Source organism: Clostridium caldaquaticum (genome assembly GCF_023806125.1).
Taxonomy (GTDB): Bacteria; Bacillota; Clostridia; order Clostridiales; family Clostridiaceae; genus Clostridium_AT; species Clostridium_AT caldaquaticum.
The window spans coordinates 1-14,923 of record NZ_JAMSKT010000008.1 but is presented as its reverse complement, the minus strand read 5'-3'; the positions used below and the strand labels follow the sequence as shown (position 1 = coordinate 14,923).

Below are 14,923 nucleotides of genomic sequence, written 5' to 3'. Positions count from 1 at the left end.
TGCGTTAAAGGATAGAGTATTATTGTACTTGAACCATAGGTGGTATAGCGAATTTAACTTCGTCCTTTTGGGGCGGAGTTTTTTATTTTTCTAAGTTTATTTAAAGAATTTATGATCATAATTAAAGTAGTAATGAAAGGAGCAGGTGTTATGTACAAAAAAGTGGATTCTTCAAAAGGCTTTGTTGGTATGGAAAAAGACATACTTAAGCTTTGGGAAGAAAAAGATGTTATTAAAAAAAATTTTGACATGAATCAAGATGGAGAATATTTTACTTTTTACGATGGTCCTCCAACAGCTAATGGAAAGCCTCATATAGGGCACGTAGTAACAAGAGTTATTAAGGACTTGATTCCAAGATATAGAGTTATGAAGGGCTATAGAGTTCTAAGAAAAGCAGGCTGGGATACTCATGGACTTCCTGTTGAGCTTGAAGTTGAAAAATCACTAGGTATTTCAGGAAAGCCTCAAATAGAAGAATATGGTGTAGAAGATTTTATTAAAAAGTGTAAGGACAGCGTTTTTACCTATGTTGAGCAGTGGAGACAAATGACAGAGAGAGTTGCTTATTGGGTAGATATGGAAAAGCCTTATGTAACTTATCATAATGACTATATAGAGTCAGAGTGGTGGGCATTAAAGCAAATGTGGGATAAAGGTCTTATATATAAAGGACATAAGATAGTTCCATACTGTCCACGCTGCGGAACAGCGTTATCCTCTCACGAAGTTGCTCAAGGTTATAAGGATGTTAAGGATGCATCTATATATGTTAAATTTAAGGTTAAAGGCGAAGATAAATACATATTAGCTTGGACAACAACCCCTTGGACACTTCCAAGCAACGTTGCTCTTGCTGTAAACAGAGCCTATACCTATGTAGAAGTTAAAAATAATGGAGATAATTTAATACTTGCTAAAGAACTTTTAAATAAGCTTGATGGTGAATATGAAATAGTAAGAGAATTTAAAGGTTCAGAGCTTGAAGGAGTAGAATATGAGCAGCTCTTTAAGTTTGTTACTCCTGATAAGAAAGCTTTTTATGTAGTTCATGCAGATTATGTAACTTTAACAGATGGTACTGGTGTTGTTCATACTGCTCCAGCATACGGTGAAGAAGACGCAATAAGCGGAAGAAAATATGATCTGCCTATGATAAATTTAGTTGATTCAGAAGGTAAGTTTGTACCTGAAGTTAAGCCATGGGCCGGAATTTTTGTTAAAAAGGCTGATCCTAAGATTATAGAATACCTTAAGGAAACTGGAAATCTCTATAAGGCAGAAGGCTTTACTCACTCTTATCCATTCTGCTGGAGATGCGATACTCACTTGTTGTACTATCCAAGAGAATCCTGGTTTATAAAGATGTCCTCTTTAAGAGATAAGCTGCTTGAAAATAATAATAAGATAAATTGGCTTCCAGATAATGTTAGAACAGGAAGAATGGGTAACTTCCTTGAAAATGTTATAGACTGGGGTATTTCAAGAGAAAGATATTGGGGAACGCCGCTTCCAATATGGGAATGCGAATGCGGCCACAGAGAAATGATAGGCAGCCGTGAGGAATTAAAAGCTAAAGGCAAGAATGTACCAGAGGATATAGAGCTTCATAAGCCTTATATAGATAATGTGTACTTAGATTGTCCTCACTGTCATAAGGAAATGAAGAGAGTGCCAGATGTTATAGACTGCTGGTTTGATTCTGGTTCTATGCCATTTGCTCAGCTTCACTATCCATTTGAAAACAAAGAAATATTTGAGAAAAATTTTCCAGCACAGTTTATATCAGAGGCTGTTGACCAGACAAGAGGATGGTTTTATACACTTCTTGCCATATCTACAGCAATTTTTGATACCAATCCTTTTGAAAACTGTGTAGTGCTAGGACACGTACTTGATAAAAACGGACTTAAGATGAGCAAGCACAAGGGTAATGTATTAAGCCCATGGGTAGCTCTTGATAATGAAGGTGCAGATGCTACAAGATGGTATTTCTATACTTCAAGTGCTCCATGGCTTCCATCAAGATTCTATGAAGAAGCTGTTATAGAAGCACAAAGAAAGTTCTTGAGCACTCTTTGGAATGTGTATTCCTTCTATGTGTTATATGCTGAAATAGATCAATTTGATCCGACAAAGTATGAAAGCTTTGTAAGCGGAAACGTAATGGATAAATGGATAATGTCTAAGCTTAATACTTTAGTTAAAACTGTAGATGATGATTTGGCTAATTACAGAATAACTCAGTCTGCACTTGCAATAGAAGGCTTCGTTGATGAATTATCTAACTGGTACGTAAGAAGAAACAGAGCTAGATATTGGAGTGAAGAGTTAACTGATGATAAAGTTGGAGCATATGTTACTTTATATAGAGTTTTAAAGACACTTAGCTTAGTTGCTGCTCCATTTGTACCATTTATTACAGAAGAGATTTACCAAAACCTTGTAGTAGGTTTAGATAAAAATGCTCCTGAAAGTGTTCATTTATGCCATTGGCCAGCAGTTGACGAGTCAGCTATAGATAAAGACTTAGAGGCTGAAATGGATTTGGCTTATAAGGTAGTTAACCTTGGAAGAAGCGCAAGAAATGCTGCTAACATAAAGAACAGACAGCCACTTTCAAAGATGCTTTTAAGCACAAAGGTACTTCCAGAGTACTACAGCGACATTATTAAAGATGAGCTTAATATTAAAGAGCTTGAACTTGGAGCAGATCTTTCTAGGTATGTAAACTTTGAAATAAAGCCTAACCTTCCAGTATTAGGAAAAGCTTATGGAAAGCTGATACCTGGAATCAGAAAAGAAATTTCTTTAAAAGATCAGATGGAATTAGCTCAAACTATTCAAAATGGAGGAACTGTAACTATTAATGTTCAAGGAACAGAAATAGAATTAAACAGTGAAAACCTGCTTGTAACTATGCAGGGACTTGAAGGTTATGCATTTGCTGGAGAGGGTCAGATAGGTGTTGTACTTGATACTCATATAACAGAAGAGCTTAGAGAAGAAGGACACGTAAGAGAAATCATAAGCAAGATTCAAAATATGAGAAAAGAAAGCGGTTTTGAAGTTGCTGACAAAATTATACTTTATGTTAGCGGCAATGAAAGCTTAGAGAAGGTTGTTAAAAAGTTTGAAAGCCACATTATGAGGGAAACTCTTGCTGCAGATGTAGTTTATAATGCAGAGAAAGAGTATAATGAAGCTAATATTAATGGTGAAAAGTTAGGATTAGCTGTTGAAGTAGTTAAATAAAAATCCGTAAAAGCCGAGGGAAACCTCGGCTTGTTTATTTTGTCAAAATAAACAATATTTTTACCTGTTGCAATATTTTGAAATTTAATGTAATATAAATATGTGATAATATTTTAACAATGTTTACGGGGAGGAATATGATGAATAGCTTAATTGATTACGGTACACTAGATGATATTCTAAAAAAACATGAATTTAAAGCTAGTAATATTATTGGTATACTTCAGGATACTCAGGAAGTTTTCAGGTATTTGCCTAAAGAGGTATTTACATACTACTCAGAAAAGCTCGGTGTAAGCAGAGCAAAAATTTATAGTGTTGCTACTTTTTATGAAAATTTTTCTTTAGAGCCGAAGGGAAAGTATATAATCAAGATATGCGATGGAACTGCATGTCACGTTAGAAAGTCTATTCCTATATTAGATAGACTGAGAAAAGAGCTGGGGCTTTCTGAAACTAAGCATACAACTGACGACTTAATGTTTACAGTGGAAACGGTATCCTGCCTTGGTGCCTGTGGTCTTGCTCCAGTTATAACTGTTAATGAAAAGGTATATGGTGCTATGACTCCGGATAAGGCTTCGGAGCTTTTGAATGAGCTTAAGGAGGGAAAATAGTATGCTTAGCAGTAGAAATGATTTAATTCAAATGGCGGATATTTATAAAAGAAGCCTTGAAAAACAGACAAAAAAGATTCTTATATGTGCAGGTACTGGCTGTGTTGCGGGAGGAGCGTTAAAAATTTATCAAAAATTTATAGAAATTATGAAACAGAAAGGAATAAACTGTGCTATAAGTCTTGAAAAAGAACCTCATGACGAATCTGTAGGGATTAAAAAAAGCGGGTGTCATGGTTTTTGTGAAATGGGTCCGCTTGTAAGAATTGAGCCTTGGGGTTATTTATATATTAAGGTTAAACCAGAGGACTGCCATGAGATAATAGATAAAACTATAGTTAATGGTGAATGCATTGAAAGACTTGTTTACAGCAAAGATGGCATAATATACAAAAAACAGGAAGAAATACCTTTTTATAAAAAACAAACCAGACTGGCTCTTGAGCATTGTGGTCATATTGATGCAACCTCTATAGAAGAATATATTGCAATAGGCGGGTATAAAGCTTTTGAAAAAGCTTTATTTGATATGGATTCGGATGAAATTATAAAGCAGATAGAGGAATCAGCATTAAGAGGACGTGGAGGCGGAGGATTTCCTGCTGGGCGTAAATGGTCACAGGTAAAGCGTCAGCAGGAAGAAATTAAATATATAGTTTGTAATGGTGATGAAGGGGATCCTGGTGCTTTTATGGATAGAAGCATTATGGAGGGAGATCCTCATAGAGTACTTGAAGGCATGATGATTGCTGGTATTGCTTGTGGAGCTCAGGAAGGTTATATATATGTTCGTGCAGAATATCCTCTTGCTGTAAGCAGGCTTGATAATGCTATTAAAGAAGCAAGAAAATATGGAATACTTGGAAAGAATATTCTTGGAACAGATTTTAGTTTTGATATAAAGATAAATAGAGGCGCTGGGGCTTTTGTATGTGGTGAGGGAAGTGCTCTTACAGCATCTATTGAAGGTAAGAGAGGAATGCCCAGGGTAAAGCCTCCAAGAACTGTTGAACAAGGACTTTTTGGGAAACCAACAGTATTAAATAATGTAGAAACCTTTGCTAATGTACCTTCTATTATTATAAAAGGAGCACAGTGGTACAAGTCTATAGGACCAGAAAAAAGTCCGGGTACAAAGGCTTTTGCTTTAACAGGTAATATTGAGAATACAGGTCTTATTGAGGTTCCAATGGGGACAACTTTAAGAGAAGTAATATTTGATATAGGAGGAGGAATGAGAGGAGGCACAGAATTTAAAGCTGTGCAAATAGGAGGTCCTTCTGGGGGGTGTCTTACAAAAGAGCATCTTGACCTGCCTTTAGATTTCGATTCTCTTAAAAAAGCAGGAGCAATGATAGGCTCCGGAGGTCTTGTAGTTATGGATGAAAATACTTGTATGGTTGAAGTTGCAAGATTTTTTATGAACTTTACCCAGAACGAATCCTGCGGGAAGTGTGTACCCTGCAGAGAAGGAACTAAGAGAATGCTTGAAATTCTTGAAAGAATTGTTGCAGGTGAAGGAAAACTGGAAGATATAGATATGCTTTTAGAGCTTGCTGATACAATATCTTCAACTGCACTATGCGGACTTGGAAAAACTGCAGCTTTTCCTGTAGTAAGCACTATTAAGAACTTCAGAAGCGAGTATGAGACTCATATAGTAGATAAAAAATGTCCTTCAAAAACCTGCAGTAAGCTTAAAACTATATTTATTGATGAACAGCTATGTAAGGGTTGTTCAAAATGTTCAAGAATTTGTCCTGTGGGAGCAATTTCCGGTAAGATTAAGGAGGCTTATAAGATTAATGAAGATAAATGTATAAAGTGCGGTGCTTGTATTGAAGCTTGTAACTTTAAAGCTATAAAGGAGGATTAGCATAATGAGCGGACAGTTTATGCTTATAGATAATATTCCCGTGGAAATAAACGGAGAGAAAAATATTTTAGAATTAGTTAGAAAAGCTGGTATTGATTTGCCTACCTTTTGTTATTATTCAGAGCTTTCAGTTTATGGAGCTTGTCGTATGTGTATGGTTGAGAATAAATGGGGAGAAATTGAAGCAGCTTGTTCTACACCGCCTAAGGCTGGTATGGAAATTAAAACAAACACTCCACGCTTAAGAAAGTATAGAAAAAATATTCTTGAGCTTCTTTTATCTAATCACTGCAGAGACTGCACAACCTGCGAAAAAAACGGAAGATGCAAACTTCAGGATTTAGCACAGCGTTTTGGAATCAAAGAAATTAGATTTAATAATACTTCTGAAAATAGGCAAATAGATAAATCTTCTGTATCTATAGTAAGAGATAAAAGCAAGTGTATATTATGTGGGGATTGTGTAAGAATGTGTGATGAAGTACAAAATGTGGGAGCTATAGATTTTGTAGGCAGAGGTTCAAAAATGACTGTAACTACTGCATTTGATGAGCCTATAGCTAATTCAAACTGTGTTGGCTGCGGTCAGTGTGCAGCAGTATGTCCAACCGGAGCTATTGTAGTTAAAAATGATACCTCTAAGCTTTGGAAGGAACTTAGCGATAAAAATACAAAAGTAGTTGTTCAGATTGCTCCTGCAGTTAGAGTTGGAATTAGTGAAGAATTAGGACATAAAGATGGCGACAATGTTATGGGAAAAATAGTTGGAGCTTTAAAGAGAATGGGTTTTGATGAAGTATTTGACACTTCCACAGGAGCTGATCTTACTGTTTTAGAAGAAACAGGAGAATTCTTAAAAAGATTGGAGAAAAATGAGAAACTCCCATTATTTACTTCATGTTGTCCTGCCTGGGTAAGTTATGTTGAGAAAAATTATCCTGAATTAATAGCAAATATTTCAACCTGCCGCTCACCTATGCAGATGTTTTCTTCAGTATTAAAAGAGCATTACAAGCATTCTAACAGAAGAGTTGTGTGTGTAGCTGTAATGCCTTGTACTGCTAAAAAATTTGAAGCTCAAAGGGAAGAATTTAAAGAAGATGGGATTCCATGTACAGATTATGTAATAACAACGCAAGAACTCATTCAAATGATAAAAGAATCGGGAATTGTATTTAACGAAATAGAGCCTGAAGCGGTTGATATGCCTTTTGGTGTCAGCAGCGGTGCAGGTGTTATATTTGGAGTAACAGGCGGAGTTACTGAAGCTGTTATACGAAGAGTTTTGGATGATAAGTCTACTACCACCCTGCGTTCCATTGCTTTTAATGGTGTCAGAGGTATGGAAGGAGTTAAGGAAACAAACATCACAGTTGGAGATAAAGAGCTTAAGATAGCTATTGTAAGTGGACTTAAAAATGCAGATGACATAGTAAAGAAAATAAAATCTGGTGAAGTTCATTATGATTTTGTTGAGGTAATGGCTTGTCCAGGTGGATGTATTTGCGGAGCAGGACAGCCTTTTACTAAAGCAGAAGGAAAATTAAAACGAAGTGCTGGATTATATGAAACAGACAGAATGAGCAGCATAAAGCGTTCAGAAGAAAATCCTGTAATGATGTCTCTGTATTCAGGTCTTTTAAAAGGGAAAGTTCACAAGCTGCTGCATGTAAAATATAAAGGAAGGGAGTAATGTTATGATAACTTTAAGCGTTTGTGTAGGCAGTGCCTGTCATATTAAAGGTTCTTATAACATAATAAGTACCTTCCAGCAAATTATTGAAGAATACAATCTTTCGGATAAAATTGAATTAAAAGCTGTATTCTGCCTGGGACACTGCACAGAAAATGTATCTGTAAAAATAAACGATAGTGAAGTTTACAGTGTCTCAGGAGCTACTGCAAGAAGATTTTTTGAAACAGAAGTAATGACAAGGTTAAGTTCATAAAAATTTATAATAAAAGCTGTTAATCAATATTTTGACTAACAGCTTTTAATGAAACTAGCCTAATGCTACATCTAGAAACATCATTACTGCAAATCCAAGCATTGTACCTAATGTTGCAATATCTGTATTTTTTTCTAGTTGAGATTCTGGAATTAGTTCTTCTACAACAACAAAAATCATTGCACCAGCTGCAAAGGAAAGGGCATAAGGGAGAATATTCTGCATTGTTATTACAAGCATTGCTCCAAGCACGCCAGCAACAGGTTCCACCATTCCAGAAAATTGACCATAAACAAAACTTTTAAGTCTTGAATATCCTTCTCTTCTTAAAGGAAGAGATACAGAGGCACCTTCTGGAAAATTCTGAAGACCAATACCTATAGCTAGTGCAACAGCACTAGATAGAGAGGCAGAAGGAAGATTTGCACTTAAAGCTCCAAAGGCTACTCCTACAGCTAACCCTTCAGGAATATTATGTAGAGTTATAGCCAGAACCAAAAGTACACTTCTCTGCCAGCTTGTTTTTATTCCTTCTGCTTCTTCGTTTGGAAAACCAACGTGCAAATGGGGAAGAATTTTATCTATTATTCTTAGAAAAATTCCTCCAGCAAGAAAGCCGGTAACGGCAGGAAGCCAAGCAGGTTTTCCTGAGTTTTCAGCCATTTCTATAGCTGGTGCCAGCAGTGACCAAAAACTTGCAGCAATCATTACTCCAGCAGCAAAACCCATCATCACATCTAATACTTTTTTGCTGACATTTTTAAAGAAGAATACCATAGCTGCACCAGCTGCAGTTATACCCCAGGTAAATAATGTGGCAAGCAGTGCCTGAACTATATGATTTTGATTAGAAAACCAGCCCATTATTTTAGACCTCCTTAAGATAAAACAGTAATTTATATTAATTTAATCCGCTATGATAGTATATTCACTTTAGGTTGTCCTTGGTTACTAAAAGATTTAATAAACTGAAAATTTACTAAATGAATTGATTATTAAAATTTTATGATATAATATTTTTGTTTAAATTGTAACTTTTTAAATTGTAACTTTCAAGCACAAATATTAATATTCTTTGTGCAGAAATACAGGAGGGGTTTAAATGTTTAGTTCAGATGTTGATTATGTAGCTCATTACGCGGAAAAAAAAATTAAGTTTTTAAAGGAAGGTAAAGCAAACTATATAACCGCTGCAGCTTTAGCAGGGTTGTTTATTGGAATAGCATATATATTTATTTTCACTGTTGGAGCATATCTCCATGCAGGAAATTCACCTGCTTATAAAATACTCATGGGAACTTCCTTTGGAGTAGGTTTAAGTTTAGTAATGGTTGCAGGTGCGGAACTTTTTACAGGAACAAATATGGTAATGGCAATTGGTGCTTTAGAGAAAAGGACAAGTTGGATGGATGCTTTTAAAATTTGGACTGCAAGTTGGATTGGAAACCTTATTGGCTCTATAATTACAGTAGTATTATTTTTAGCATCCGGTTTAGTTAAGGGTAATTTAGCAGAGTTTATAATAGAAGGTGCTGCAGGTAAAGTATCTCCATCAGCCCTTCAAATTTTTGCAAGGGGAATATTGTGTAACATACTGGTTTGTCTTGCGGTTTGGTGTTTTTATAAATTAAAAGATGATACAGCTAAGCTTATTATGATATTTTGGTGTTTATTTGCTTTCATAACAACAGGTTTTGAGCACAGTGTAGCAAATATGACTCTGCTTCCGCTTGCAAGCATACTTTCACATGGAGCTGAGGTATCTTTAGGAGCTGTAGCTCACAATTTAGTTTTTTCTACATTAGGTAATTTAGCTGGCGGAGCATTGTTTGTTGCATTTCCATATTGGTTTATTTCTAAGAATAAGAAATTAATAGCTAAATATGAAAAAACTTCAAAAAGTGCCTGATTTTAAAATAACATGCAAATAGCTGCATGTTATTTGTTTTTATTCAAAAATTATGATAATATATCTTCATTAATAGAATAATATAGAAAAAAGTAGTATATATTAACTTGTAAAGAAGTTGTTTTATAGTTATAATTATGAGATAGAATATTAGTTTAGGAGTTGATATTGTGGCAGCTTCAATAAAAGATGTTGCAAAAGAAGCAGGAGTATCCATTGCTACTGTTTCCAGAGTTTTAAATGATGTTGATGTAGTTAATGAAGAGACAAAAAAGAAGGTTCAGGAAGCCATAAAGAAATTAGGCTATAGACCTAATATAGTTGCAAGAAGCTTAAAAACTCAGAAAAGCAGAACCATAGGTATTATAATACCAGATATTTCAAATCAGTTTTATCCTGAAATAGTAAGAGGAGCAGAAGATGTAGCTAATATATACAACTACAATATAATGCTTTGTAATACTGATTTGGATCCAGACAAAGAAATGGAATATCTTAGAGTATTAAAAGAGAAGATGGTAGATGGAGTTATTTATATGAGTAACTCTTTAGAGCCAGAGATAATCGAGCTTATAAAGAGCCTTGAGTTACCTGTTGTATTGGTTGAAACTACAGATAAAGCTAATACCTTCCCAAGTATAACTATTGATAATGATAAAGCAGCTTTTGAGGCTACTAATTATCTTATAAATAAAGGAAATAAAAAGATAGCTTACATAGGAACTCATGAAGATGCTGTTCATGCAGCTTCGTATAGATTTTCTGGTTATAAGTCTGCTCTTGAAAGCAATGGTATAGAATTTAATGAAAAATTATGCTTTTTTGGTGGGCTAAAGGCTCAAGATGGTTATGATGGTATAAATGCTATCTTTGCTAATAAAGATGTAGAGGTAGATGCTGTTTTCTGTGCTAGTGATGAGCTGGCTATGGGTGCAATAAATGCATTAAGAGATATAGGAAAAAGGGTACCAGAAGATATTGATGTAATGGGATTTAATGATATTTATAGTGCATCTATATTCTATCCAAAGCTTACAACAGTAGTACAGCCTATGTATGATATGGGTTCTGTAGGAATGAGAATGCTTATTAAGGTTATAAATAAGACAGAGCTTGCTGAGCATCATTTTGTATTACCTCATCAAATTGCTGAAAGAAATTCATGTAAAAAATAGTAAAAACCCTGTGCTAAGGCACAGGGTTTTTAGTTAAAATATTAATAGGTCAGTTATTGGCTAATTGGACTCTTCTGACGATTGTATTTCTTGTTTTGATGTAGTTTCAGACTGCTGTGTTGATTGATTTTTTTGCTCTGTAGTAGTTTTAGTTGTAGATTGCGTCTGTTTGGATTTCGTAGTTTTATTTGTTGTAGTTGTTTTTTTGTTTTGTTGGGTATTAGATTTTTGCTCATTATTATCAGTATTAGTACCAGTATCCTGAGTTTCGTAAATAAACTGATGAATATTCTTTGCAGTGGCATTTAAGTCCGCCCACAAATAATAAACTCCATTTATTTTTGTATCTCTGGAATTTTTATCCAAAGGAAATCTCTGTTGATCTATTGTAGTAATGTTTGCTGCAAAAACTTGAGCACCTAGTTTCAGCATAGTGCTTTTATCTATGCTTGTTTCTGTATAAGGTAAAATTTGAGATACAATATATGGATATTTCAGTGATCCAGCTGCAGTTACTTTATCAAATAATAAATTTAAAACTTGTCTTTGTCTATCGGTTCTTTCATAATCGCCATTTCCTACGTTTCGTATTCTTGCATATCCAACTGCTTGCATACCATTTAAAAGCTGTGGTCCAGGAGTAGTGACATAGGCAGTAGGTTTGTTTTCTCTCCAAGCCACTTCTTCCATATTTTTGTTCATGCTTGGAATTTCTTCTTTTTTTACATCAATAACAACTCCGCCAAGAGCATCTATTATTTTTTCTAAGCTAAAAAAGTCAACAAGTACAAAGTCTCTTATATCTAGTTTAAAGTTTTCATTTAATGTTCTAATAGCAAGTTGAGGACCACCGTAAAAATAAGCATGAGTTATCTTGTCCATTCCATGCCCGTTGATTTTTACATAAGTATCTCTCATAATAGAAGAAAGTTTAATTTTTTTATGTTTTTTATCTATTGTAGCTATCATAATAGTATCTGTACGGGCTTTCTCATTTGGATCTCTTCTATCAGTTCCAAAAAGAGCGATATTGACAATGTCATCATCCATTTCAACATTTAGTTCATCTTCATTTGAAGAAGGAGTTCTTACTATACCTAAATCTTCATCGGTTTTAGATATTTCTGTAATTTTAACTTTGCTTAATTGATAATAAGTATAACCTGCAAAAGAACTGCCTACAGTTACAAAAATTACAAGGAAAGAGAATAAAATTGCTTTTAATTTTTTATTTTTTGATAACTTCATTAAAGTCACTTCTTTCTAAAATAGATGTAGAATTAATACATATGGATATATACGATAATATTTTTAAAAAGTTATTATAAAAACAAATATCATTATACAATATTTTTTGTAGATTATAAACATATATTCAAAATATTCATGTTGGGATATTTTTATTTTCATATGAGTTTTGTAACAATTATAAAAAGCTTTCATATTATGAATTAGGACAAAGGTCTACTAAATCATTAATTTTAAAAAGGAGGAAACAGAGGATGGATGAATATAATTTTTTAGCAGAATTATCAAGTAATATTGGCCAAACTGTAACTATTTATACTACAAGCGGTGGAGATTCAGGTCGAGGTTTTACAGGAGTGCTAACTATGGTTAATCCTAGTTTTGTAAGATTAGTTACAAATTTAGGACCAGCACCAGGCTGTGCACTGGGAAGCTGCTGCGATAAAAATCACCGTGTTGAGCAAAGTAAAGAAGGTAATAATTTAGGAGTACAAGGAAGACCAGACTGCCGTCCTGGAGATTTGGGTTCTATAGTTGATATTCCAGTTGACAGAATAGCAGCTTTTGTACACAACTCGGTAGGAAGCAATTAATAGAAATATCTAAAAAAAAAGGGATTGATATAAAAATCAGTCCCTTTGCTATTTTTTAGCTTTTTCTACCGCTCTTTTTACAGCCAGCTTCCAATTTAATAATAGGTCTTTATTTTTTGTTGGGATACTTATATCATAGCTTTGTCTTTTTAAAACTTCATTTGTAAGTAAGTCTATGATTGATTCTATATCATCTGCAAGAAGCCGCCTACTTGTATCGCTATTATCAATGGTACTGCAGTATTTACTAATAATTTCAGTGCCTTTTAAGTCTATTCTTTTAAACATTACTTCTGTAATTTTTCCCTTTGATATAGTAATTGTTGCAATATCGTTTCCGTAATCTTTACTGTCACCTTCACCTACATATATTCCATCATTATAAAACACAGAGTTAACTATCCCTTGGTTGGAACCTTTTCTGGAAAATGAATAATTGGAATCTGAACAACTAGTAAATAATACAATTTCAAGTAGGTAAAATAAGATAAAAATATATTTTCGCATCATAAACACCACTATACTTTAGAATCTGATATTAATATTATTAGTTGTATTAAGTAAGCATATACAGTTTTCATAAAATATTTTTATAAATAGTGACAAATATAAAATAAATATCATACTATATAGCAGGACAAGAGTCCTAATAAATCTTCATTATAAGAAAGGAGGATACTTAGGATGGCAAACGGAGGTTTCGTACCTAATTTAGCAAATTATATAGGTCAAACTGTGACTGTTTATACTACAAGTGGAGGAGATTCTGGAAGAGGTTTTACAGGGGTACTGGCAATGGTAAACCAAAACTTTATAAGACTTATTACTCAAATTGGTCCAGCACCAGGTTGTGCACTTGGAAGTTGCTGTGATAAACGATTTCCAGATAACGTAGCTGGAGTTCAAGAGGATTGTGTCGATGGATTAGGAAATTATCCAGGTAATATTGCAGGTCAAGGTAATTTTCCAAACAGACAAAGCAGAATAGATTGTGATGGAAGTCGTGGTTTGGGATCAGTAGTGGATATTCCAGTAAATAGAATAGCTTCTTTTGTTCACAATGCAGTTGGCGGCGGCTGGTAACTAAAGTTTAGAAATAAGGCATCATCTTTTAGATGATGCCTTTATAAGTTTTAGTAACAATAAAGGATTTATGCTCATATTATAAAATAGCTTAATATGTAAGAAAGGATAAGATAGATGGTTAGAAAAAATATAAATATATTTAATATAAAAAAGAAAAAAAAGTGTATATATTTAAGAACGGAAACTGCATATAGATTTTCCAGCAAAATAAAAAATAATAAGTTATATTTAAATGACGATAGCTTTATTCTTTGTTTAACAAGATACATAGGACAGACAATAACTATATTTACAATTAGCGGAGGAGAATCAGGTTCAGGGTTTACGGGAGTACTTATAGAAGTTAATAAGGATTATATAAAAATACTTATAAGAGCAGCTTCTCCACCAAGCTGTACACTTGGAAACTGCTGCATAACAGAAAAGCAAGAAAAGGTTTTTGATGAAAATAATTGTGAAAAACTTACACTAGGTACTATGACAAGTATTCCAATAAATAAAATTGCTGCATTTGTTCACAACATAATATAATATAAAAATTTATATGATAACTGTAACCATTTATACAGGAAATCATAGTATATATTAGGACAAAGGTCCTAGTAATCTTGAATATAAGAAAGGAGGACACACAGGATGGCAAATGGATTTAATTTAGTAGGAGATTTAGCAAGACACATCGGACAGACTGTAACAATTTATACAACTAGCGGTGGAGATTCAGGCAGAGGTTTTACAGGAGTACTTGCTAGTGTAAATTGCAACTTTGTAAGGCTAATTACACAAATAGGACCAGCTCCAGCATGTGCACTAGGAAGCTGCTGTGATAAACATCAAGGATGCGGACATGGAGGTAATACAACATTACCAAGTGGAATAAGATGCGACGCTGATAGAGGATTTGGTTCAATAGTTGATATTCCAGTAGACAGAATAGCAGCATTTGTTCACAACGCAGTTGGAAGCGGCTGGTAAGATACACACAAGAAATTCTATATAGTATAAGGAATTGAAAATTAGCACCATCCTTATGGGTGGTGCTTTATTAATGTGCGCCCGGCATGGGCGTAATCTTGTCGGTGAAAGTCCGATACGGGGGTTGATAGTACCAACCGTTAGCTTAAGACAAGGGTGTACACCGTGAGGTGGAATCTGAAGGAAGTCGGCGGCAAAGCTCTGGTCTGACGAACAGAAACTACATATAAGGCATATGCT

14 protein-coding genes and 1 other annotated feature (1 of these 15 cut by a window edge) are annotated in these 14,923 nt (G+C 34.3%); of the genes, 11 read left to right on the top strand and 3 right to left on the bottom strand.

The window, feature by feature from the left end; all coding sequences use genetic code 11:
• Nucleotides 1–70: a binding site (T-box leader), on the top strand (it extends 173 nt beyond the left edge of the window).
• Between the two features lie 80 nt (nt 71–150).
• The 5 genes from ileS to M2651_RS06525 all read left to right on the top strand — a co-directional run bounded on the left by ileS (nt 151) and on the right by M2651_RS06525 (nt 7,697).
• Nucleotides 151–3,255, top strand: a complete 3,105-nt coding sequence (gene ileS / locus M2651_RS06545; protein ID WP_252131548.1) for an isoleucine--tRNA ligase — start codon at nt 151–153, stop codon at nt 3,253–3,255.
• 140 nt (nt 3,256–3,395) lie between these two features.
• Nucleotides 3,396–3,872, top strand: a complete 477-nt coding sequence (locus M2651_RS06540) for a complex I 24 kDa subunit family protein (protein ID WP_252131547.1) — start codon at nt 3,396–3,398, stop codon at nt 3,870–3,872.
• A gap of 1 nt (nt 3,873) precedes the next feature.
• A complete protein-coding gene (gene nuoF, locus M2651_RS06535) occupies nt 3,874–5,748 on the top strand; it encodes an NADH-quinone oxidoreductase subunit NuoF (RefSeq protein WP_252131546.1) in 1,875 nt (624 codons plus the stop codon).
• Nucleotides 5,749–5,752: 4 nt separating this feature from the next.
• Nucleotides 5,753–7,441: a [FeFe] hydrogenase, group A gene (locus M2651_RS06530; protein WP_252131545.1), complete on the top strand. Its 1,689-nt coding sequence runs from the start codon at nt 5,753–5,755 to the stop codon at nt 7,439–7,441.
• A 4-nt stretch (nt 7,442–7,445) separates the two neighbouring features.
• The gene (locus M2651_RS06525) at nt 7,446–7,697 is read left to right on the top strand and encodes a (2Fe-2S) ferredoxin domain-containing protein (protein ID WP_252131544.1); all 252 of its coding nucleotides are present in this window, start codon (nt 7,446–7,448) and stop codon (nt 7,695–7,697) included.
• A 54-nt stretch (nt 7,698–7,751) separates the two neighbouring features.
• On the opposite strand, the gene M2651_RS06520 is transcribed toward M2651_RS06525, so the two are convergent.
• Nucleotides 7,752–8,561: a ZIP family metal transporter gene (locus M2651_RS06520; RefSeq protein WP_252131543.1), complete on the bottom strand. Its 810-nt coding sequence runs from the start codon at nt 8,559–8,561 to the stop codon at nt 7,752–7,754.
• Nucleotides 8,562–8,799: 238 nt separating this feature from the next.
• Between M2651_RS06520 and M2651_RS06515 the strand changes: the two genes are divergently transcribed.
• The gene (locus M2651_RS06515) at nt 8,800–9,606 is read left to right on the top strand and encodes a formate/nitrite transporter family protein (protein WP_252131542.1); all 807 of its coding nucleotides are present in this window, start codon (nt 8,800–8,802) and stop codon (nt 9,604–9,606) included.
• 170 nt (nt 9,607–9,776) lie between these two features.
• Nucleotides 9,777–10,781, top strand: a complete 1,005-nt coding sequence (locus M2651_RS06510) for a LacI family DNA-binding transcriptional regulator (RefSeq protein WP_252131541.1) — start codon at nt 9,777–9,779, stop codon at nt 10,779–10,781.
• Between the two features lie 60 nt (nt 10,782–10,841).
• Here the strand turns inward: M2651_RS06510 and M2651_RS06505 are convergent, their stop codons facing one another.
• On the bottom strand, nt 10,842–12,029 hold the full coding sequence (locus M2651_RS06505; RefSeq protein ID WP_252131540.1) for an LCP family protein: 1,188 nt from the start codon (nt 12,027–12,029) through the stop codon (nt 10,842–10,844).
• Nucleotides 12,030–12,283: 254 nt separating this feature from the next.
• On the opposite strand from M2651_RS06505, the gene M2651_RS06500 reads away from it, so the two are divergent.
• The gene (locus M2651_RS06500; protein ID WP_252131539.1) at nt 12,284–12,622 is read left to right on the top strand and encodes a hypothetical protein; all 339 of its coding nucleotides are present in this window, start codon (nt 12,284–12,286) and stop codon (nt 12,620–12,622) included.
• 48 nt (nt 12,623–12,670) lie between these two features.
• On the opposite strand, the gene M2651_RS06495 is transcribed toward M2651_RS06500, so the two are convergent.
• Complete coding sequence (locus tag M2651_RS06495) at nt 12,671–13,012, bottom strand: hypothetical protein (RefSeq protein WP_252131538.1); 342 nt, start codon at nt 13,010–13,012, stop codon at nt 12,671–12,673.
• Between the two features lie 294 nt (nt 13,013–13,306).
• On the opposite strand from M2651_RS06495, the gene M2651_RS06490 reads away from it, so the two are divergent.
• From M2651_RS06490 to M2651_RS06480, 3 genes are all read left to right on the top strand, one after another.
• Complete coding sequence (locus M2651_RS06490; RefSeq protein WP_252131537.1) at nt 13,307–13,705, top strand: hypothetical protein; 399 nt, start codon at nt 13,307–13,309, stop codon at nt 13,703–13,705.
• 117 nt (nt 13,706–13,822) lie between these two features.
• A complete protein-coding gene (locus M2651_RS06485) occupies nt 13,823–14,239 on the top strand; it encodes a hypothetical protein (protein WP_252131536.1) in 417 nt (138 codons plus the stop codon).
• 105 nt (nt 14,240–14,344) lie between these two features.
• The gene (locus tag M2651_RS06480) at nt 14,345–14,683 is read left to right on the top strand and encodes an LSm family protein (protein WP_252131535.1); all 339 of its coding nucleotides are present in this window, start codon (nt 14,345–14,347) and stop codon (nt 14,681–14,683) included.
• Nucleotides 14,684–14,923 lie beyond the last annotated feature (240 nt).